Raw genomic sequence first — 21,396 nt, 5'->3', positions numbered from 1 at the left:
GACAAAAAGATATTTCTATGCTAAAATACTATCAGATAGGAGGGACTGCAATGTTAGCAATAGGCGATAAAGTAGTTTATCCTATGCATGGCGCCGGTGTTATTCAAGCAATAGAGGAACATGAAGTGTTGGGAGAACGGCAGCTCTATTATATTTTGACAATGCCCTTCGGTGGAATGAAAGTCATGATTCCTATGCAGAGTGTGGCCAACATAGGCTTGCGGGACATTATTGCGGAGCCGGAAGTGCAGCGGGTAATCGACATTTTGCAAACTGCTCCGGTGCCGGTCAATGTCAGTTGGAACCGAAGGTTTAACGCTTGCCTGCTTAAATTAAAAACAGGCAGTATTTATGAAGTGGCGGAGGTCGTCAAAAATCTGATGTCCCGTGATCAAGTGAAAAAATTGTCTACGGGCGAACGAAGATTACTGGATACGGCCAAACAAATCCTGGTCAGCGAGTTAGTGCTTGTCTGTCGGAGAGATTCGGACAGCGTGGAAGAATGGGTTCATGATTTGTGCCAAGAAAATACGCCAGGTAACTGACGTATTTTTTTATTTAAATAGGGTAATACTAATAGTAAGATTCCATTTTTTGGTTTATTTTTGCCGGCGGCTTGCCGGAGAGCCAAAACTCTTATATAATTAACAAAAGGAAGGAGGTGGAACATTGATTAATAAGATTTTACGTTCCATTGTTACTTTGTTGGCAGTTATCGGTGGTTTTGTAGTAAGCAGTCATTTGGTTCCACTGTTATCGGAGGTATTAGGAGAAGATCTTTTGCATAATACGGTGGCGGATATTGCCGTGGCCTCTATTGTTTCCCTGCTTGTAGGCGGAGTAATCTTTGGCATATTCGGCTACCTGGTGGCTCCTTATTTTATCAGGTATCTATGGAGGATCATTGATTGGGTGGAAGCCAGACTCAATAAAATGCCGGTATATGATGTGCTGGCCGGTTCCATAGGTATGGCTATCGGACTTATACTATCTAATTTATTGGGGTCTGCTTTTCTTCATATTCCATATGTTGGAAGTTATGTTCCCGGAATACTCAGTATTATATTGGGGTATCTCGGCATCAATATCGCCATTCGCAAGCGGAGTGAGTTTGTTACGCTGCTGGAAGCGATCCCTTGGATAGGTAGGGACAAGGATAAGGGAAAAGACAAGGATAAGGACAAGGCGCCGCCACAGTATAAAATATTGGATACCAGCGTCATCATTGACGGCCGTATTGCCGATATCTGTCAAAGCGGTTTTATCGAAGGAACCTTGCTGATTCCCAGCTTTGTGCTGGAGGAGCTGCAGCACATTGCCGATTCCTCCGACTTGCTGAAACGCAACCGGGGGCGACGCGGCCTGGATATTTTAAATCGTATCCAGAAAGAGCTGGGCATGTATGTGCAGATCAGCAACCGTGATTTTGAGGACATCGCCGAGGTGGATTCAAAACTGGTGAAGCTGGCTCAGGTGCTGCAGGGCAAAATTGTCACGAATGATTACAATTTGAATAAGGTTGCCGAAATACAGGGCGTTTCCGTACTGAATATTAATGAACTATCCAATGCGGTCAAGCCGGTCGTATTGCCGGGGGAAGAAATGGTGGTCCATGTTGTCAAGGACGGCAAGGAATTTGGCCAGGGCGTTGCCTATCTGGATGACGGTACGATGATTGTTGTCGACGGCGGCAAGAAGCATATGGGAGAAACCATTGGCGTCATGGTCACTTCGGTGCTGCAAACGGCGGCGGGAAGAATGATTTTTGCCAAACCTAAGTTGATTGAGCGTGGTGCGTAAAGCAGCATAACTGGATAGATTATCCGATAGAATGCCTTTTAGTTTGTTGTGTTAAGCAAATTAAAAGGCATTTTTACTATATTATTGTTTTAAAGGGATTGCTGTGCTATTATGTTAAAGATGGTCCAAAACAGCAGGATTTAACAAAACTATGTTGAAGTTAGTACGATGTACCTTACGCCAGAATAAAATAGGGGCATTATTAAGCGGATACGCTCTTCGCACGGTTGTAAGAATTTAGCTAATAGCCAAGTTTGGAAAGGATGATATTTTTAGTGGTTACGGTAATTTTACCTGCTGCCGGTCAAGGCAAACGAATGAACCATGTGACGAATAAAGTGTTCATTCCTTTGCTGAATCGTCCGGTGCTGATTCACAGCGTGCTGGCGTTTTCAGCTTGTCCCGAAGTCGATAATCTGGTGATAGCGGCAGCCCGGTCAGAAATTGCTTTTGTCGAAAAGATGCTGTCCGGTGTTGCTGGAATAAAACCCTGGAAGGTAGTTGCCGGCGGCAGTGAAAGGCAATATTCCATTGCCAATGCCCTGGCGGTGATCCCGGATACAGTGGAAGTCATTCTGGTGCATGATGCAGCCAGACCACTTATAAAACCCCGAATGATCAGCCAAATGATTGCGGCTGCCAGAGAATTTAAAGCGGCGGGACTGGCGGTCCCGTTAAAAGATACAGTAAAGAAAGTAGACGAGGACTGTTTTGTCACCGAGACTCCGGCTCGCCGGAGCATGTGGATTATGCAGACACCACAGGCTTTTGACGCGGCTATTTTGCGTCAAGCCTATATCCATGCGGCCCAAGACGGATTTCTCGGGACCGATGATGCTTCGCTGGTGGAGCGCCTGGGAATCCGGGTTAAACTGGTGGAGGGAAGCTATAGCAATGTCAAGATAACGACGCCGGAAGACATCATTATCGCCGAGGCGCTGATGAAGAAACGATATGGCTATGAAATGCTGCGTTTCGGGGTAGACTATGAAGAGAACCGGGTTGTGGAGGGAAACTTTAAGTGATACTATGTCGGCTTACTTAATATAATACTAAGTAAGCTGGTATTACATAGATTGATTGGTACATGTAAGCTGTGCGTGACACAGCTTGTTTTTTTGGCAGCGGCGGCCGGCCTGGCCGCATATTCCCGAACCCAGAGGACAAGGAAAAAGGCCGGGAGCCGGACAGTATTGTGACGGGAAGGATGATGCGCTGGTGGTTACGGTAATTTTGCCTGCTGCAGGACAGGGCAAACGGATGAACCAGGTAACGAACAAGGTGCTGCTGCCTTTATTGGGACGCCCGGTACTTGTCCATACAGTCCTGGCAGTTTCTGCTTGTCCTGAGGTAGACAATATAGTGATTGCTTCTGCGCCGCAAGAAGTAGGTCTTGTGCATTGCCTGCTGGCCGGCCTGGAGGGGGTAAAACCCTGGCAGGTTGTGGCGGGCGGGACGGAGCGCCAGTATTCTATCGCTAACGCGCTGACGGTAATTCCGCGGGCAGTTGATATTATTCTGGTCCATGATGCGGCCAGACCGCTCATCCGCCCGGACATGATCAGCAGGATGATTGCTGCTGCCCGTGAGTTCAGTGCCGCCGGTCTGGCTGTGCCGCTCAAAGATACGATCAAACGGGTAGATAGTAACGGTTTTGTCGTAGAGACACCACCGCGCAGCACCATGTGGATTATGCAGACACCGCAGGCTTTTACGGCTGAGATACTGCGTGCTGCCTACCGGCAGGCAACCCAGGACGGATTTCTCGGCACCGATGACGCCTCACTGGTGGAACGGCTTGGCGTGCGGGTTAAGCTGATTGAGGGCTGCTACAGCAATGTCAAGCTGACGACGCAAGAGGACATTGTTACGGTGGAAGCGTTAATGAGAAAGGATTGTGAAGATATGCTACGGTTTGGAATGGGTTATGACGTGCACCGGCTGGTGGAAGGCCGAAAGTTGATTCTGGGCGGGGTAGAGGTGCCTCATACTTTTGGCTTGGACGGTCATTCCGACGCAGACGTATTGCTCCACGCCATCAAAGACGCCCTGTTGGGGGCAGCTGCCCTAGGTGATATCGGCAGGCATTTTCCCGACAGTGATCCCCGGTATAAGGGAATATCAAGCTTGATTTTATTGGGTAAAGTAAGAGACATCATTGCCGCCAAAGGGTATCAGGTAAACAATATTGACGCGACGATCGTCGCCGAGAAGCCCAAACTGGCGCCATATATTGAACGAATGAACGCCAATATAGCGGCTGAACTGGACATTGCCGTGGATATGGTCAACGTAAAGGCGACCACCACAGAGGGGCTGGGCTTTGCCGGCAAGAAGGAAGGCATAGCGGCCTATGCGGTTGCTTCTATAGTGAAGAATACGATAGCCGAAGATCAAGCCGTGCTTTAAACAGATTCGGCAGCAAAAGGGGCGTAAGCGATGGGAAGCGCTCCTTTTGCTGCGAAAATTTGCTATAAAAAAAGTCTTCTGCCGGTGTCCGGAAAACGGACTTGGCAGAAGACTTTTTTATTGAACAGGTTATTTATTTCGGATCAATAATGGCGATATCGCCTTCTTCACCGGTACGGATGCGAACGGCATTTTCAATCGGATAAACGAAGATTTTTCCGTCGCCCAGGTTGCCGGTATGGCAGGATTTTTTTGCCGCTTCCAGTACCTTCTCGACAGGTACTTCACAAACAACTGTTTCGACTTTGACTTTGGGCACCAGGTTAATGGTGACTTCCTTGCCACGGTATACTTCTTTATGTCCCTTGGATAACCCGCAACCGTACACTTGGGTTACCGTCATGCCGGCAACACCGATGGCGTTGAGAGCTTCTTTCAGTTCTTCCAGTTTCTCAGGACGGGTAATGATATCTATTTTGGTTATTTTCATAGGATTTCCTCCTCAGGATTCAAATTAACGGCTACTTGGATGGGGCTAGTGAAGTCTTTACTACCGGTTCGGATACGATAGATGCCTGCAGGCCGATGGGAGAGCCGCTGACCAGATCTTGGTAAGCATAGCCTCTTTCACCGTGCTCGGTGACATCGAGACCTTCAATTTCCTGAGTTTCATCAGCCCGTAGTTTTAAGAAGACGCCCAGTACTTTTAAAATGATGAAAGTCATTGCTGCGGCAAATACCCAGCTTACCAGTACGCCGATAAGCTGCGTGGTCAATTGCTCGGGATTGCCATAGAACAGTCCGTCGGCACCGGCGGAATTGACTGCCTTGGAAGCGAACAAGCCGGTTGCAAGTGCACCCCAGGTGCCGCCTAGACCGTGAACTCCAAAAGCGTCCAAAGCGTCATCATAACCGACTTTTGCTTTAAGGACAGCAACGGCCAGGAAGCAAAGGATGCCGCCGACTAAACCAATGACAATCGCTGCCAGAGGAGTTACAAAACCTGCGGCCGGGGTAATCGCTACCAAACCGGCTACGCAACCGCTGGCTGCGCCTAAGATGGTCGGTTTACCATGATACAGCCATTCAGTTATAACCCAGGACACGGTGGCAGCAGCGGCTGCAATATGAGTAGTGACAAAAGCGCTGGCAGCAAGGCCGTTAGCACCTAAAGCACTGCCTGCATTGAATCCGAACCAGCCAAACCAGAGCAGCGAAGCGCCAATAACCGTCATTGGCAGGTGATGGGGCAGCATAACCTCAGAGCCATAACCGCGGCGTTTGCCGATAACCAAAGCAACGACAAGGCCGGATACACCGGAGAGAATATGCACAACAGTACCGCCGGCGAAGTCGAGAACCCCCAAGTCACGCATCCAGCCACCGACACCCCAAACCCAGTGAGCAACAGGAGCGTATACGATGGTAGCCCAAATTAGAGAGAATACGGCAAAAGCGGTAAATTTCATACGTTCGGCAAATGCGCCGGTAATCAGAGCCGCTGTGATAACAGCAAACATGCCCTGGAAAGCCATAAAGGCAAAATGAGGAATGGTTGCGGCATAATCAGGATTCGGATCTTGGCCGACACCGGCTAACCCAACCCAGTCCAGGCCGCCGATAAAGTGATTGATGTCAGGGCCGAAAGAAAGGGAGTAGCCCCAAAGTGCCCACTGCACAGAAATAAGTCCAAGAATGAAGAAGCTCTGCATAATAGTGCTTAATACGTTTTTGGTTCTTACCATACCACCGTAGAATAGAGCTAAGCCAGGCGTCATTAGCATAACAAGGGCAGCACTTACCAATACAAACGCGGTATCACCGGTATCAATGGTAGGAGTAGCTGCCGCGTTGGCCGCTTCGTCAGCAAATGCGGCCGGCAGCCAAGCCAGCATCATAAATAACGTGAGTCCCAATGTGTTCCATAGTCTTTTCATGGTTACAACCTTCTTTCCTTTAAAATTGAATTTAAATGAACATAAGCGATAATTCCAGGTGCTCCCCCAACTTGGAAATGGGAAGACGGTAATGAGGCAAATTTTTGAGCGTCAGCAATTTCTGCTTTCAAGGTTGGTAGAGCACTGGGTAATGGACGAGAAAACAATTCGCCTCCTCCTTTGCGGAAATAAAAAAGTCCTAAGGAAATAAAGCTTCCTTAGGACGTCATTGTCCGCTTGAAAATAAAAACGCCTTCGCTAATTAGCGAAGGCGTCATTGCCTTTGTTTTGGATTATGTATGTATAATAGCAAAGTTTTAGGGCGCTGTCAATAATAAAATGGGTTTAATTTATTTGGAATATAGTAGAAGGTGAGGAAAATAATTACTGACCAATAGAAAACTGTTACGGAGGCAATAGGATGATAGAGAAAATAATTTAATTTGTGGCTGTATTTATAAATTCCACCACTGCTGGATACAATACATAGTAATAAAAGCTGTACACCATAAAGGAGGGGCAGTCATGAGGAAAAAGATAGCCATGATCATGCTGCTGGTGCTGCTAGCCTTTCCCGGTCAAGCCATGGCAGCGGGTTTTAACTTCGATATTCATCTGTCAAGAACGGAAGACGGTACTGCCTATACCGAGATTTTATACAATAACCGCGTTCTTTGGAAGATCTCGCTGCTGACCGACGGAGCTCGCCCGGCAGCCAGTATAGGCGAAGATGATGGAATCATCATTGCGCCGGACTTGGAAAATGGAATGTTTGTCTTACGGATATGCAAATAACATGCAAAAAAATAAAAAGCGCCTGGCGCTTTTTATTTTTTTGCATGTTATTGGATAATCTGCTACAATTAAGTTTTGTAAGGTACAGCTTGTACGACACAAGTGAGCGGGCTAGGACCGTCTGCTATGGTGCATTGCCTGTAAAGTAACTTATTATAGTAAGATCAGGGAGACGTCCATTGTTCAAGATAGAAATTATGGGTTGGAGGTAGTGTGAATGATGTTGAAGGAACCAATCAGGGTACGGTTTGCGCCAAGTCCCACCGGACCGTTTCATATTGGCGGTGCCCGTTCTGCCTTATTCAACTGGCTGTTAGCCAAAAAACAGAGCGGTACATTGATACTCAGGATTGAGGATACCGACCGGGAACGTTCCACAAAGGAGTCGGAGGAGAATATTAAGGAAGCTTTACGGTGGCTGGGTATGGACTGGGATGAAGGCATTGATGTGGGCGGCGAATACGGCCCATACCGCCAGACTGAACGTTTGGAGATTTACCGTCAGTATACCGAAAAACTGCTGGCCGAGGGGTTGGCTTACCATTGCTACTGTACGGACGAGGAGTTGGAAGCCGAACGGCAAAACCAACTGCAACGCGGGGAGACGCCGTTATATTCCGGCCGTTGCCGCCATCTGAGCGTCGCTGAGCGAGACGCTTTTGAACAAGAAGGCCGCAAGCCCACCGTCCGTTTCCGGGTGCCGGAAAATAAGCAGATTGTTTTTACCGACCTGGTTCGCGGTACGGTGTCGTTTGAATCAAATGGAATAGGCGACTATGTCATTGTAAAATCAGACGGTATACCTGTCTATAATTATGCGGTTGTGATGGATGATGCACTAATGCAGATAACGCATGTCATCCGGGCGGAAGAACATCTTTCCAATACGCCACGGCAAATACTTCTCTATGAAGCGCTCGGTTTCTCCGTTCCGGCCTTCGGCCATATTTCCCTGATTCTGGGCAAGGACCGCACGAAAATGAGCAAGCGGCATGGGGCTACTTCGGTGGAACAGTACCGTAAGCTGGGATATTTACCGGAAGCATTAGTCAACTTCTTGGCTCTTTTAGGCTGGGCACCTGTCGGTGAACAGGAAATCTTTAGCCTGGACGAATTGATTGAACAGTTTTCCATCGACCGGGTCGCCAAAAATCCGGCGGTGTTTGATGTGGATAAGCTAAACTGGATTAATGCGCAATACATCAAAAAATCCAGCCCGGAGCGGATTGCCGAGCTGGCTCTGCCTCATTTAATTGAAGCGGGCTACATAAAAGAGGACGAACTGACCGAAGAAAAGCGGGCCTGGATCGTGCAGTTCGTAGCGGCTATTCAGGAGCATCTCAGCTATGCCGCCCAGGTGCTCGAGCATGCTGATATATTCTTTCATGATGAGTTTGCCTTTGAAAGCCAGGAAGCGGAGGCCGTGCTGAAAGAAGAAGAAATTCCTGCTGTGCTGGACAAATTTCAGAAAAAACTGAGCGCCCTGGAAACTATTGATGCAGCCGGTGTGCAGGCGTTGCTGAAGGGACTGGTAAAAGAACTGAAGCTGCCCGGGAAAAAGGTATATATGCCTATCCGTATTGCCCTCACGGGGAAAATGCATGGACCTGAGCTGCCCCATTTCATACCGGTTATTGGTAAGGAAAGAGCCTTGCGCCGCCTGTCCGCTTCCCGGTCTAAAATCTGATTGACACCCCTGAGGCGGATGAGTATAATTTAATCACGGGAGTTCGCCAGGGCTAAAACCGTAGAATAAATGGCGTGAGAGTTTTCGTTCGGTTTGGCGGAGGAGCCGCGCATATCGTACATATGTAAGGTGACGACAACAAAACGGGACGGAAAATATCGCGTCAGGAATACTATGGATTTAGCCCTGGTGAACTCCTAACTATATGGAAAATGTAGCGATTGGGAAAAGTAAGCGTGTTTCGGACCTGCAGAGAGGCACTGTCACCGGCTGCGAACAGTGCCAGGAAAGATCCGCTGAAGTGCCCCCATGAACAGGATGGCTGAAAAAAGTGTTCGGGTTTACTCCCCGGTTCTTTTAGTAGGCGGTCCCGGCGGCAGCCGTTATCGTGTTTGAGTGGGATATGGTTTGTTTACATATCTAAACAGAGTGGAACCACGGCCACCGTCTCTGTAAAGAGACGGTGGCCTTTTATTATTTTGGACAGGAGGGAAACTCATGTTTAAACAGATACAGAGAGACATCGACGCGGTATTTGAACGCGATCCTGCTGCTAAAAATGTGCTGGAAGTACTTTTATGCTATCCCGGACTACATGCCATATGGCTGCACCGTATCAGTCATTATTTATTTAAAAAAGGACTGGTGTTGTTGCCGCGTCTGATTTCCAATTTTGCAAGGTTTTTAACCGGCATAGAAATTCATCCCGGTGCCACAATAGGAGAAGGACTGTTCATTGACCATGGAACAGGGGTGGTTATCGGCGAAACGGCTGAATTGGGAAACAATGTCACCTTGTATCAGGGAGTGACGCTCGGCGGTACCGGCAAGGAAAAGGGCAAACGCCATCCGACGGTGGGCAATAATGTTGTTGTTGCTACCGGCGCCAAAGTGCTGGGATCTTTTAAGGTAGGAGACAATTCCAAGATTGGTGCCGGCTCGGTGGTGCTGCGGGAAGTGCCGCCTAACTCTACGGTTGTCGGGATTCCGGGGAAAATTGTGTGGCATGAGGGTAAGAAGATTGATGATGCCAGACCGACCGTCGATCTGGAACATAACGACCTGCCCGATCCGGAAGCGGAAATGATGTTCTGTATGCAGCGCAGCATGATGCGGTTGGAAGAGCGGATTTGTCAGTTAGAAGAGGAGCTGAAACAGTATGAGTCTAAGAGTGTATAATACATTAACCAAACAAAAAGAAGAATTTGTACCCATGACAGCGGGGCAGGTAAAAACCTATGTCTGCGGTGTAACCCCTTACAATCATCCGCATATCGGCAATGCCCGTCCGTTTGTTACCTGGGATGTCATTAAACGGTATTTGGAGTATATCGGCTATAAGGTATACCATGTGCAGAATTTTACCGATGTGGATGACAAAATTATCAAAACCGCCAATGCTGAAGGCGTGACCTGGGATGTGATTGCCAATCGCTATATTGCAGCCTATTTTGAAGTGATGGATCAACTCAATGTGCGGCGGGCCGATTTGTATCCGCGGGTTTCCGAACATATGGCGGATATTATCCGGATGGTCAAAACACTGGTTGATAAAGGCTTCGCCTATGAGAAGGATGGCGATGTCTACTATGCCGTGACCCGCTTTGATGAGTACGGCAAGCTGAGCGGCCGCAGTCTGGACGACATGAAAGCCGGTGCCCGGGTCGATGTAGATGACCGGAAGGGGCACCCTATGGATTTTGCGCTGTGGAAGAGCGCAAAACCGGGGGAACCGGCCTGGGAAAGTCCCTGGGGACCGGGACGGCCGGGCTGGCATATTGAGTGTTCGGCCATGTCGCTTAAATATTTGGGTGAAACCTTTGATTTTCATGGTGGCGGCAGCGATCTGGTATTTCCTCATCACGAAAATGAAATTGCCCAGTCGGAAGCCTGTACCGGCGTGGAGCCATTTGTCCGGTATTGGCTCCATAACGGTTTTATTACGGTGAATGAAGAAAAAATGAGTAAATCGCTGGGAAATTTTTTCCTGGTTAAAGATATTTTGGAGCATTATTCGCCACAGGTGCTACGGTTTTTCATTTTATCCACCCATTATCGCAGTCCTCTGGATTTCAGTGATGAAAGACTGGATGAAGCGCAGCGCAGCCTGGAGCGGCTGACCACAGCCATGCACAGTCTAAAACAATTGGCAGCGACGCAGCCTGCCGATAGTTCTGACGGATCAACGGCGGACCAGGAAGTGATCGTCCGGCAGGCCAAGGAAGAATTCCTGGCGGCGATGAATGATGATTTTAATACCTCCCTGGCCATCAGCGTGTTGTTTGGTCTGGCTAAGGAAATCAATATATACTGCAGTGCCGTGACTGGCGGTAAGGCACCGTATAGTGCGGCTGGCGCTGCCGTATTGCAGTCAGCCTACCAGGAGTTAGCCGATATTCTGGGGATCAAGCTGGAGCAGGAGCCGGCGGGAGCGGATGCTCAGGACGGTTTGCTGAAGGGTGTGATGGATATCGTGATTGATATTCGTCAACAGGCCCGCCAGAACAAAGACTGGGCCACGGCCGACCAAATCCGTAACCGCCTGCAGGAAATCGGCATTGTACTGGAGGATTCACCGCAAGGGGTCAGGTGGAAGAAAAAATGAGGTTTGACCACTATCAGTACTTAATGGCCAATATGTTCAAACAGCAGTCCGAAGAAACGGGCGCTTTTCCGGTCAATTATACCGACATTCCGGTTCATCGTCTGCCACCGTTGGTGCTGGCCTATGTAGGGGATGCTTACTTTACCTTGTATGTGCGGACACGGTTGTTGTCTTATGAGCAAAATAAAGTGCGAGTACTGCATGACTGCGATGCCAAAATGGTGTCGGCGGTTATGCAGGCCCGCGCCTATAAAGCGCTGGAGTCCACTTTGTCTGAGAAGGAAATTGCTGTGGTCAAGCGGGGCCGCAACGCCAAGTCCAGCGTTCCCAAGAGCGCGACGGTTGCCGAATACCGCTACAGTACCGGCTTTGAGGCTTTGCTGGGATATCTGTATTTAAAGGAAGATTACCGTCGTTTGCTGGAACTTGCCAGTCAGGCTTTTGACGTTATTTCCCGGGAAATGACAAAAACAGGGGCTGTCTCACCGCAATAGGCGGTGCATAAGTGCCTGTAACGGAGAACAAGCAGAATACTGTCAAAATAATACAGACAGAGCAGGGGTTATAGTGTAGAATTTAGGTAAGAGCTGCCGGCAAATTGTTGAGTACCCTTTGCCGGACAGCGCTGCCCTAACCCAGTGGACAGCCCTGCCGTTGCCGGTGAATTGCCGGCATCCTGCGGGACTTGGTTCGGGCCAAGTCTTTTCCTATCCTAATATAATGAGGTGAATCATTCTGAGTAAAGCGGACATGACATTCATTGCTATGTGTAAAGATATTCTGGCCCATGGTTTTTCCTCGGAAGGGGAAGCGGTACGGGCCAGATGGGCAGACGGTGCTCCGGCCCATACGATTAAAAAATTTGCGGCGGTCAATCGCTACGATCTGGCGGAGGAATTTCCGATCCTTACGCTCAGGCCGACCAATTTAAAGGCTGCTATTGATGAAATACTGTGGATATGGCAGAAAAAATCCAATAACATCAAAGACCTGAACAGCCGCATCTGGGATAGCTGGGCTGATGAAACCGGTTCCATTGGGAAGGCCTACGGTTATCAACTGGCTATTAAGCATCAATACCGCGAAGGTGAGTTTGACCAGGTGGACCGACTTTTGCTGGATTTAAAAGAGAATCCTTACAGCCGGCGTATCATTGTCAATATGTATAACCATGCCGATTTGCATGCCATGCATTTATATCCCTGTGCCTATAGCATGACCTTCAATGTGACCGGTAACCGGCTCAATGCGATTTTGAATCAGCGCTCCCAGGATATTCTGGTGGCCAACAACTGGAATGTAGCCCAATATGCTGTGCTGGTGCATATGCTGGCTCAGGTGAGTGGTCTGAAGGCTGGTGAACTGGTGCATGTTATTGCCGACGCCCATATCTACGACCGGCATATTCCACTGGTGGAAGAGCTGATCAATCGCCCTGCTTATCCGGCGCCAAAGCTGCTGATTAACCGGCAGGTGAAGAGCTTTTATGATTTCACTGTAGCTGATTTTGTGCTGGAGAACTATCAAAGCGGTCAGCAAATCAAAAATATCCCTGTCGCTATTTAAAGGAGACGTGTATGAAGGCCATTGTTGCGGTTGATGCCAACTGGGGAATTGGTTGCGGCGGAAGATTGCTGCAGCATATCCCGGAGGACATGAAGTTTTTTAAACAGACGACCTTGCATAAGGTTGTGATTATGGGCAGGGAGACTTTTGAATCGCTGCCGGGGCAGGAGCCCTTAAAGGACCGGATAAATATTGTACTGAGCAGAAAGGCGGACTTTATCCATGAGAAAGTGACCGTCTGCCGTTCGCTGCCGGAATTGTTCCGGGCCATAGCGCAGTATGATACGGATGATGTATTTGTAATCGGCGGTGAATCGGTATATACCCAATTGCTGCCTTACTGTTCGGTGGCCTTTGTCACCAAGATAGAAAAAACTTACGTGGCGGACAAGTTCTTTATTAATTTGGATGAAGAAAAAAACTGGCAGATGGTTGCTGCCGGTGAATCCAAAAGCCATCAGGACATTCGTTTTAGTTTCTGCACCTATGTGCATGACAAGACCGTTGCCGGGGTGTAACCGGCACCGCCGCGGGATGGGGCGATAACGGAACATAAAGGCTGACCTACGGAAACCCGGGTTGGCCTTTATCTATGTGGTGGTCTGCCAATTTTGAAGGTACAAATTAAATTTGCAGGACTTTTTCTGCAAAGGCTTTTTTATTTTCAAAGGTGGACATAGGTGCACATAACCGATATCGGTAAGGCGACGACAATAAAAAGGACAAACAGACGGCAAGATAGTCTGTGCATTTAGGCGACACAAGGTACTTGATACATAGTAGATTAGGAAAAGGAGAAAATAAAGGATATGGGAAACGGGAAGGAGCGCGATACCACCATGCCGGTAACGGAAGATTTTGTGGCGGGAAGAAACAGCGTGATGGAAGTATTGAAAGGCGGCCGTTCAGTTAATAAAATACTGGTGGCCAAAGGGGAACGGCATGGGACGGTACGGGAGATTATCGGACTGGCTCGCAGTAAAGGCCTGGTCATTCAGGAAGTGGAGATGAGCAAACTGGATCAGGTGGCGGGCGGGGTCCGCCATCAGGGGGTTGTGGCACTGGTACCGCCGGTCGCTTATGTGGAACTGGAAGATATTCTGCATAAAGCTGCCACCCGGGGCGAGGTTCCCTGCCTTGTCGTATTGGATGAGTTGGAAGATCCGCACAATCTCGGCGCTATTTTAAGGACGGCTGACGCCGCCGGCGTGCATGGGGTGCTAATTCCTAAACGGCGGAGTTGTCCGCTGTCGGGAACGGTAGCCAAGACATCGGCCGGTGCGGTGGAATACGTGCCAGTTGCCCGGATCGGCAATGTGGTGCAAACCTTGGAGAACCTCAAAAAACAAGGCTTCTGGATTGTCGGTGCCGATATGGACGGTGAGAGGGCTTATTATCAGGCCGATTTAACCGGCCCGCTGGTTGTGGTAATCGGCAGCGAAGGAAAAGGTCTGGGCCGGTTGGTGAAAGAGGCTTGTGATTTCCTGGTGCGCATTCCGATGAAGGGACGGATCAATTCGCTAAACGCTTCGGTTGCCTGTTCCTTGCTTTTATACGAAGTTTTAAAACAACGGGAGATGAAAGAGACTTGAAAAACTGGCGGTTAACGATAGTTTTCTTGCTGATTATTTGCTGTGGTATCGTTTTTTTTGCCGGAGGAACTTCGCTGTTTTCCTCCCGGGTGTATGCCGGTGTGACTGTGGATGGTGTATCATTGGAGGGCTGCAGCCGGGAGGACGTGCAGCAACTCCTGGCTGTTTGGCGTCAGGAGTTGCTGCAAAAAAAAATTAAGGTATATTATGGAGAGAATTCTTTTGATTTGGCGGCCCGGCAGATTGATCTTGACTGGGATATTGCTGCTGCTGCCGATGAGGCGTGGAATTATGGCCGAGACGGCGGGCTTTGGACCAGAATGAAAAAAATTTATCAGGCAAGAGAAGAAGGCTATCATGTTACACTGCGGGTACAGTATAATAAAGATAAGCTTGACCGCTATATAACCAAGTGGCGGCAAGCGGTGGAACGGGAACCGCGTAACGCGGCAATTAGTGTGCAAAACGGCACGGTGTTGCCGCAGGAACAGGGAATGCGGTTAGCGGTGGAGACGGCGGGACCGGCTGTGCTTAAGGCATTATCCGCTGTGGATGTGCCGGCGGTGATTTTGCCGGTCGTGACGGTGCCGCCCGAAGTCACCGTACAGGATGTTGCCGCCAGGGGGATTGGCGACCTGTGGGGAAGTTACATAACCGAGTTTAATGAGGACGATGCCAACCGGTCGGCGAACATTATTCTGGCCGCTAATAAAATAAACGGGAAAATCCTGGAGCCCGGTGCCGTTTTTTCTTTTAATGAAGTGGTTGGCCCCCGGGAAAAGGAGTATGGATTTAAAGAAGCGATGGAATTGGTCGATGGCGAACTGGTGCCCGGGGTTGGCGGGGGCATTTGCCAGGTTTCCTCTACGCTGTATAATGCGGTACTGCTTTCCAACCTGACGATAGTGGAACGGTATAATCACTCGAAGGCCTTGGGCTATGTGCCTTTGGGGCGGGACGCTACGGTGGTATATGGACTGCTTGATTTTAAATTTGCCAACAATACCGGCGAGCCGGTTTTGATTACGGCTGAAATTTATCGGGGCCGTTTGAGTATCGGCCTGTTTGGCCGGGAAAAAATGAAGGAAGCGGTCAAAATTATTTCGACCGACAAGAAGGCCATTTTACCGGCTGAGGTCAGGAAAGAAGACCAAACGCTCTATTTGGGTGAAACGGAAGTGGAAAAACCGGGAAAGCCCGGTTATGAAATCACTACCCTGCGGATTGTGGAATCCGAGGGGCAGGAAATTAAACGGGAAGTCCTGGCAAAGGATAGATATTTGCCTGAAGATAAAATTATAAAAATGGGGACACGGATGCCGCCATTTGCAAGAGCCGGTGGCGAGTGACCGGCTGGGGGAGCGCAACTACATAATGTTGTTTGGAGAAGTTTATGAAACATATTCCTAAAGACAAATTACTGGTTGATGGGTATAATGTTATCAATGACTGGCAAGAGCTTGTGGCAATAAAGGACAATCTGGAATATGCGCGGGACAAACTAATCGAGAGCTTGTCAGGCTATGGTGTTTTTAAAGATTGCAGGATTACGGTCGTTTTTGATGCCCATGCGGTGGCGGACGGTGAAGGCTGTCAGCAGATAATCAACGATTTCGTCGATGTGGTGTTTACCAAAGAAGGCGAAACGGCGGACAGCTATATCGAGAAAATGGCCTATTTCTTTATGCGCCAAACCGGTGGCGGGCGGGTTTATGTGGTGACTTCCGACTGGGCCGAACAAATGCAGATTCTGGGCTCGGGAGCATATCGCATTTCGGCCCGGGAGCTAAGGAGCTATGTGCGGGCCGCAGAAAAAAGCATGAAGCAGGGGTTTTCGGAGCATGTCCTGAACTATCGCCGGCAGGAACTTTCTGACCGGTTGAATGGTGATGTGGCAAAAAGGCTGGATGAGTTGCGGCGGGGTGGGAGAAAACGTTGAGAATCCTGACTTCCCGGCGCTGGCGGCCGGCAGGTTAAGCTTGACTTAGGACAGGGTGTAGGGTATACTTTTATAAGTAAATAGAGTCGTTTTGTAGCACCAAATTAGTGAATAAATCGTTTTTTATAGATAAAAATGCAAAGTGGGGGCGATGTGATGCGGGCTAGTACTCAATACGATTTATACAGTTGTTTTGAAAATATGACTGATGAAGAAATCGTAATTGATGCCAAGGATAATGACAATGCAGTAGCTCTGGACTACTTGATTAATAAATACCGCAACTTCGTTCGCGCGAAGGCCAGGTCTTATTTTTTAATTGGTGCTGACAGAGAGGATATTATTCAGGAAGGCATGATCGGTCTCTATAAGGCGATTCGGGACTTTCGCAATGATAAGCTTTCCTCTTTCCGGGCGTTTGCCGAGTTGTGCGTAACGCGCCAGATTATTACTGCCATTAAAACTGCCACCAGGCAGAAGCATATTCCTTTGAATTCTTACGTTTCTCTGAACAAGCCGATTTATGATGAGGACTCTGACCGGACGCTGCTGGATGTGCTGTCGGGTTCCAAGATATCCGATCCGGAGGAACTGGTAATCAGTCGGGAAGAGTTCATTGATATCGAAGAGAAAATGGGCGAAATTCTCAGCGATTTGGAATGGAAGGTCTTAATGTCCTATTTAGATGGCAAGTCGTACCAGGAAATCGCCGTGGAATTGGAACGCCACGTGAAATCCATCGACAATGCCTTGCAGCGGGTTAAGCGCAAGCTGGAACGTTATCTGGATCATCGCAGCGAGGAATGCGATGCCGGGGGCAACGCCTATAAGGCTTTAACCGGCCTGGATAAGGATGCCGCCCTGTTCCAGGACTGTAGCGAAGAAATTGATGATTAACAGAAATGTTAAGGCACCCTTCTATGGAGGGTGCCTTTTGGTATCATTTAAGCAAACAGCATATCGAATGCTTCTGCCGGCAAAGTGGGAGTGGTCCCTTGTGATATATTATGACGATAACGGGAATAGATCGCTGTTTTACGGCACAATATGATTAATTTTTACCCAGGGAAAAGGGATTTCTAATAGCCCGACGAATATAAAAAACGGACATATCGCCATACTATACCATGACGGCGCGACCGGTTCTGTTCAAACATAAAGGCTTGTTAACAGTGTAATGGCGCGGTATAATAGACGTTGTGCATAGATGATCTGATACATAATACAAGCGGTTCTACATCTGGATGAAGGTTGCTTTTGACTTTGAAGGATCATTTTGTTAACAATGGCGATTATTTGCCAAACAGCAATATAAGGAGGAAAATGTATGTCGAAAAATACGGTAGCAATTCTTTGCGGCGGCGGTCCGGCACCTGGTATGAATGGAGTTATCAGCGGTGTTACCATTGCGGCAAGAAATAATGGTTGGGATGTAATCGGGGTTTATGAGGGTTTCTCTCATTTAGCCAAAGGCGAGAAGAAAGTGACCTCCCTGACAGTTGACGATGTAAGCAAAATTCATTTGCAGGGTGGCAGTATTATACATACGGCGCGCTTTAATCCTACGAAAAATGAAGAACATCTTAAAACCGCGATCAGCACGCTGCGGGAATTGGGTGTAACCCACCTGGTAACCATTGGTGGCGATGATACGGCGTATTCGGCCTCTACGGTGGCTTCTTATGCCAAGAAAAATATGGGAATTGACTTCAGCGTAGTACATGTGCCAAAAACCATTGATAACGACCTGCCGTTACCGGAAGGTGTTCCTACTTTCGGCTTTGAAACCGCCCGTCAGGTTGGTGCAGATATCGCTACCAATATCCTGGAAGATGCTAAAACAGCACAACGCTGGTTTATCGGCATTGCCATGGGACGTACGGCAGGCCACTTGCCGTTGGGTATCGGCAAGAGCGCTGCAGCCCAGGTTACTATTATTCCAGAAGACTTTACGGATGCCAAGGTTCATTTGAGCACTGTTGTGGATATCATTGCCGGTTCGGTAATCAAACGTCTGGCTGACGGCAAAGGCTTCGGTTTGGCAGTTGTCGCCGAGGGCATTATCGAAAAAATTCCGGAAGAAGACTTAAGTGCAGTGGAAGGGCTGGAAAGAGACGAACATGGCCACATTCGTTATGCTGAAATCAACTTCGGTGAATTGCTGAAAAAGGCAGTGATCAAACGGTTGGCCGAACTGGGTATTAAAATGAATTTTGTAACTAAAGACATCGGTTATGAAACCCGCTGCGCTTCGCCGAACGCTTTTGATATCGAATACACCCGTGACCTTGGTTATTCGGCTGTGGAATTCCTGAAAAACGGTGGGGCCGACGCGATCATTACCGTGGTTAACGGCGAAGCTAAACCGCTGCCGTTCAGTGAAATGCTGGATCCGGTAACTAAGAAAACAGCAGTCCGCTTCGTGAATGTAAATTCGGTAAAATACAAAATTGCCAGAGCGATGATGACTTTGCTGACTGCAGAAGACTTCAAAGCAGGCAAGGTAGAAAAGCTGGCAGCCGTAACCAATCTCTCGGTTGATGAGTTTACCAAACAATTTAACAAGTAATCCGTGAACAATAAAGTCCCGGAGCCTGTCTTACAGGTTCCGGGATTTTACTGTTTACGGATTAAGACGTGTCCTCACGCCCCAATGCTCCACCAAGTCTGAACGGAAAGCTGCTGACGGAATTTTGACTGCCGGCAAATTCTGCTTTCAGGGTTGGCGGAGTACTGATTTTTTACCGGCACATAAACCGCCGAGGGGCTGATTATACTATTGGATAATTGAGGGAACCAATGAGCTATTCTCGCTGTGCGTCCCGACGGATCTTTTCCGTCAGGACGACAGGTTCATTGAAACAGCGGTTTCTAAGGAGGGGGAGACGGCGTGGATGTGCTGGGCATAACTGTCTTTAGAGTGATTGCAGTTTTTGCGCTGTTTTTAGCAGTCTGGTTGTTGACAGGACGTAACCACCTCGGTGAAGCCACCCCTGCGGAACTGGTGGGATTGATTATTTTTGGTACGGTGGCCGGTGCGGCAATCCTTAGTCCCCAAAATGACTTTTCTGACAGGCTGGTCGTTTTGACGGCAGTAGGTCTTATGCAGTGCGGAACGGCTAAATTGGTAAAGTGCCTGCGGGGCTGGCGGGCTAAGCCGTTGCCGCCGCTGGTGATCATAGAACAGGGGCAACCCATCCGGGCTAATTTGGCTAAAACGCGATTATCGGTAAAAAATCTGCTGGCTCTGTTGCGAGCGCAAGGAATCTTTCACCTAAAGGAAGTACAGTTAGCTGTTTGGGAATCCCAGGGAGGGCTCAGTATTCTAAAGGCGATGGAGGGTTTATCTGAAAAAGGAATGGTGGGCACCGGTGACGTGGCGGTGCCAGTCATTGTCGAGGGAGAGCTTCAGGAAAAAGTGCTGGAAAACCTGGGGTTTACACCGGAAGATATTGTGGCGTTTAAAAGCCGGCATAAAGAAGAGCTAAAGGCGATTATGGTGGCTTATATGAATAAGAGCAGACAACTCTGGATTGTCCGGGATAAACCGGAGGCGGATACCGTGCTTTGAGACTGCCTAAAGCCGTAACAAAGAAGTGGCGTAAAAGGATTTATGGTTGTTTGCGGCCATGGCATGGAGTATAATAAAATGCGTGTGAAAAAGACGGCGGTTCCTGGCGGTCAGCAAATGAATGGCTGACCGGACTCTAACAGGAATACATAGCCGTGACAGGGGGATGGAAAGTGACGGAGACGATGATTGCCATTATACTTGGCATTGTGGAAGGCATGACGGAGTTTTTACCTGTTTCGTCGACAGGACATATGATCTTGGTGGGCAATATGCTGCATTTTGAAGGCGAATTTGCCAGCGTATTTGAGGTGTTTATTCAACTGGGCGCCATACTGTCTATCTTGTTTCTATATCGTGACAAATTTATGCGCATGATCAAGCCGGGGCGGCTTAACATACACCGCAGCGGCCTGACGCTGTCCCATGTGGCGGCCGGGATTGTGCCGGTCATGATTATCGGCTATTTGCTGCATAAACCGATTAAGGAATACCTGTTTTCGCCGGCGACGGTGATTATCGGCCTGATAGCCGGGTCTGTTTTGATGCTGGTGGCGGAAAAGGTGGCAAAAAGACCGGTGGCCCGCAGTGTGGAAAATATCACTGTCAGGCAGGCTTTTTGGGTAGGCCTGTTCCAGGTGCTGGCCCTGTGGCCGGGATTTTCCCGTTCCGGGTCGACGCTTTCGGGCGGTTTGTTTTTTGGTTTAAGCCGGACGGCGGCAGCCGATTTTTCTTTCATCATTGCGGTCCCGTTAATGATGGTAGCCTGTTTCTATGATTTGCTGAAAGTGATTAGCCATTTGAGTGTTGATAATCTGCACATGCTGGCCATTGGCTTTGTAATAGCCTTTGTTGTAGCTTACGGTTCGGTGGTTTGGTTCTTAAAGTTCCTGAACAAATCAACCCTGGCTTCCTTTGCCTATTACCGCTTTATCCTGGCGGCCGTTTCGTACTATTACTTTTTTATGAATTAGTTACTTTACATAAATTAACAGGTGGTAGACTCTTTACAATATGGATAAGCTGTGATAATATAATATTCCGTTACAGGACATCGGGCTCAGCAGTTTATCGCTGCCGCGCATCGGCTCAGGTAATGGGAAAGCTGGCTAACGGACTGTGATAACGCACTCCTTAAGCCGGACTTGACGGAGGGATTCCCGAGTGGCTAAAGGGAGCAGACTGTAAATCTGCCGGCTCTGCCTTCGCTGGTTCGAATCCAGCTCCCTCCACCAATTTATCCATGGTAGGAATGAAAGAACGAAGATGGTGGGAAACTACTGTCAAACACATCGCGGGGTGGAGCAGCTGGCAGCTCGTCGGGCTCATAACCCGAAGGTCGCAGGTTCAAATCCTGCCCCCGCAACCAATTAAACAAACGCCAATAGGCGTTTTATCTATGCTGGTGTAGCTCAGTTGGTAGAGCGTATCCTTGGTAAGGATAAGGTCACCGGTTCAATCCCGGTCACTAGCTCCATTTTTTTGTAATGAAGGT

The 21,396-nt window shown here is 48.7% G+C and carries 21 protein-coding genes, 3 tRNA genes, 1 pseudogene and 1 other annotated feature; of the genes and pseudogenes, 22 read left to right on the top strand and 3 right to left on the bottom strand.

Annotated elements, in window-relative coordinates; translation table 11 throughout:
* The first annotated feature begins 50 nt into the window (after window positions 1-50).
* The 5 genes and pseudogenes from F3H20_RS16025 (at window position 51) to ispF (ending at window position 4,209) form a co-directional block, all read left to right on the top strand.
* Entirely contained in the window at window positions 51-545 is a 495-nt protein-coding gene (locus F3H20_RS16025) for a CarD family transcriptional regulator (RefSeq protein WP_149735892.1), read from the top strand.
* A gap of 124 nt (window positions 546-669) precedes the next feature.
* Window positions 670-1,800 (top strand): PIN/TRAM domain-containing protein, encoded by a 1,131-nt coding sequence (locus F3H20_RS16020; protein ID WP_394349576.1) that lies wholly within the window; start codon window positions 670-672, stop codon window positions 1,798-1,800.
* A gap of 275 nt (window positions 1,801-2,075) precedes the next feature.
* Entirely contained in the window at window positions 2,076-2,825 is a 750-nt protein-coding gene (gene ispD, locus F3H20_RS16015; protein ID WP_091751485.1) for a 2-C-methyl-D-erythritol 4-phosphate cytidylyltransferase, read from the top strand.
* A gap of 193 nt (window positions 2,826-3,018) precedes the next feature.
* Window positions 3,019-3,678 (top strand): annotated as a pseudogene (gene ispD / locus F3H20_RS20525) (2-C-methyl-D-erythritol 4-phosphate cytidylyltransferase); the annotation flags it as partial.
* A 27-nt stretch (window positions 3,679-3,705) separates the two neighbouring features.
* Window positions 3,706-4,209 (top strand): 2-C-methyl-D-erythritol 2,4-cyclodiphosphate synthase, encoded by a 504-nt coding sequence (ispF, locus tag F3H20_RS20520; protein ID WP_223191811.1) that lies wholly within the window; start codon window positions 3,706-3,708, stop codon window positions 4,207-4,209.
* A 133-nt stretch (window positions 4,210-4,342) separates the two neighbouring features.
* Here the strand turns inward: ispF and F3H20_RS16005 are convergent, their stop codons facing one another.
* From F3H20_RS16005 to F3H20_RS20000, 3 genes are read right to left on the bottom strand one after another with little or no spacing between them, the layout of a single operon-like run.
* A complete protein-coding gene (locus F3H20_RS16005; protein ID WP_149735891.1) occupies window positions 4,343-4,699 on the bottom strand; it encodes a P-II family nitrogen regulator in 357 nt (118 codons plus the stop codon).
* A gap of 31 nt (window positions 4,700-4,730) precedes the next feature.
* Window positions 4,731-6,146, bottom strand: a complete 1,416-nt coding sequence (locus F3H20_RS16000; RefSeq protein WP_149735890.1) for an ammonium transporter — start codon at window positions 6,144-6,146, stop codon at window positions 4,731-4,733.
* A 2-nt stretch (window positions 6,147-6,148) separates the two neighbouring features.
* Window positions 6,149-6,313 (bottom strand): hypothetical protein, encoded by a 165-nt coding sequence (locus F3H20_RS20000; RefSeq protein WP_188128370.1) that lies wholly within the window; start codon window positions 6,311-6,313, stop codon window positions 6,149-6,151.
* A gap of 358 nt (window positions 6,314-6,671) precedes the next feature.
* Between F3H20_RS20000 and F3H20_RS15995 the strand changes: the two genes are divergently transcribed.
* From F3H20_RS15995 to F3H20_RS15915, 17 genes are all read left to right on the top strand, one after another.
* On the top strand, window positions 6,672-6,941 hold the full coding sequence (locus F3H20_RS15995) for a hypothetical protein (protein ID WP_149735889.1): 270 nt from the start codon (window positions 6,672-6,674) through the stop codon (window positions 6,939-6,941).
* Window positions 6,942-7,158: 217 nt separating this feature from the next.
* Window positions 7,159-8,628: a glutamate--tRNA ligase gene (gene gltX / locus F3H20_RS15990; RefSeq protein ID WP_449421258.1), complete on the top strand. Its 1,470-nt coding sequence runs from the start codon at window positions 7,159-7,161 to the stop codon at window positions 8,626-8,628.
* 208 nt (window positions 8,629-8,836) lie between these two features.
* Window positions 8,837-9,083 (top strand) — a binding site (T-box leader).
* A gap of 43 nt (window positions 9,084-9,126) precedes the next feature.
* On the top strand, window positions 9,127-9,807 hold the full coding sequence (gene cysE, locus F3H20_RS15985) for a serine O-acetyltransferase (protein ID WP_149735888.1): 681 nt from the start codon (window positions 9,127-9,129) through the stop codon (window positions 9,805-9,807).
* On the top strand, window positions 9,788-11,233 hold the full coding sequence (gene cysS / locus F3H20_RS15980; RefSeq protein ID WP_149735887.1) for a cysteine--tRNA ligase: 1,446 nt from the start codon (window positions 9,788-9,790) through the stop codon (window positions 11,231-11,233). Before cysE ends, cysS begins: the two co-directional genes overlap by 20 nt.
* Window positions 11,230-11,727, top strand: coding sequence for a Mini-ribonuclease 3 (locus F3H20_RS15975; protein ID WP_149735886.1), 498 nt, complete (start codon window positions 11,230-11,232; stop codon window positions 11,725-11,727). Before cysS ends, F3H20_RS15975 begins: the two co-directional genes overlap by 4 nt.
* Before the next feature lie 256 nt (window positions 11,728-11,983).
* Complete coding sequence (gene thyA, locus F3H20_RS15970; protein ID WP_223191807.1) at window positions 11,984-12,799, top strand: thymidylate synthase; 816 nt, start codon at window positions 11,984-11,986, stop codon at window positions 12,797-12,799.
* A gap of 11 nt (window positions 12,800-12,810) precedes the next feature.
* On the top strand, window positions 12,811-13,317 hold the full coding sequence (locus F3H20_RS15965) for a dihydrofolate reductase (RefSeq protein ID WP_149735884.1): 507 nt from the start codon (window positions 12,811-12,813) through the stop codon (window positions 13,315-13,317).
* 291 nt (window positions 13,318-13,608) lie between these two features.
* Window positions 13,609-14,391 (top strand): 23S rRNA (guanosine(2251)-2'-O)-methyltransferase RlmB, encoded by a 783-nt coding sequence (gene rlmB / locus F3H20_RS15960; RefSeq protein ID WP_394349575.1) that lies wholly within the window; start codon window positions 13,609-13,611, stop codon window positions 14,389-14,391.
* Complete coding sequence (locus F3H20_RS15955) at window positions 14,388-15,740, top strand: VanW family protein (protein ID WP_149735883.1); 1,353 nt, start codon at window positions 14,388-14,390, stop codon at window positions 15,738-15,740. Before rlmB ends, F3H20_RS15955 begins: the two co-directional genes overlap by 4 nt.
* 44 nt (window positions 15,741-15,784) lie before the next feature.
* Window positions 15,785-16,330, top strand: coding sequence for an NYN domain-containing protein (locus F3H20_RS15950; protein ID WP_149735882.1), 546 nt, complete (start codon window positions 15,785-15,787; stop codon window positions 16,328-16,330).
* Window positions 16,331-16,486: 156 nt separating this feature from the next.
* Window positions 16,487-17,227 carry an RNA polymerase sporulation sigma factor SigH gene (gene sigH / locus F3H20_RS15945; RefSeq protein ID WP_149735881.1) on the top strand — a complete coding sequence of 247 codons (741 nt, stop codon included), beginning with the start codon at window positions 16,487-16,489 and terminating at the stop codon, window positions 17,225-17,227.
* A gap of 430 nt (window positions 17,228-17,657) precedes the next feature.
* A complete protein-coding gene (gene pfp / locus F3H20_RS15940) occupies window positions 17,658-18,899 on the top strand; it encodes a diphosphate--fructose-6-phosphate 1-phosphotransferase (RefSeq protein WP_149735880.1) in 1,242 nt (413 codons plus the stop codon).
* Window positions 18,900-19,220: 321 nt separating this feature from the next.
* Window positions 19,221-19,901, top strand: a complete 681-nt coding sequence (locus F3H20_RS15935) for a DUF421 domain-containing protein (protein WP_149735879.1) — start codon at window positions 19,221-19,223, stop codon at window positions 19,899-19,901.
* A gap of 173 nt (window positions 19,902-20,074) precedes the next feature.
* Complete coding sequence (locus tag F3H20_RS15930; protein ID WP_149735878.1) at window positions 20,075-20,875, top strand: undecaprenyl-diphosphate phosphatase; 801 nt, start codon at window positions 20,075-20,077, stop codon at window positions 20,873-20,875.
* 176 nt (window positions 20,876-21,051) lie between these two features.
* A tRNA-Tyr gene (locus F3H20_RS15925) sits at window positions 21,052-21,136 on the top strand.
* Between the two features lie 58 nt (window positions 21,137-21,194).
* Window positions 21,195-21,270 (top strand) — tRNA-Met (locus F3H20_RS15920).
* 32 nt (window positions 21,271-21,302) lie between these two features.
* Window positions 21,303-21,378 (top strand) — tRNA-Thr (locus tag F3H20_RS15915).
* The last annotated feature ends 18 nt before the right edge of the window (window positions 21,379-21,396 follow it).

Source organism: Propionispora hippei DSM 15287, assembly GCF_900141835.1.
Taxonomy (GTDB): Bacteria; Bacillota; Negativicutes; order Propionisporales; family Propionisporaceae; genus Propionispora; species Propionispora hippei.
The sequence above is the reverse complement of the archived record's forward strand: the minus strand, read 5'-3'. Positions and strand labels throughout refer to the sequence as shown.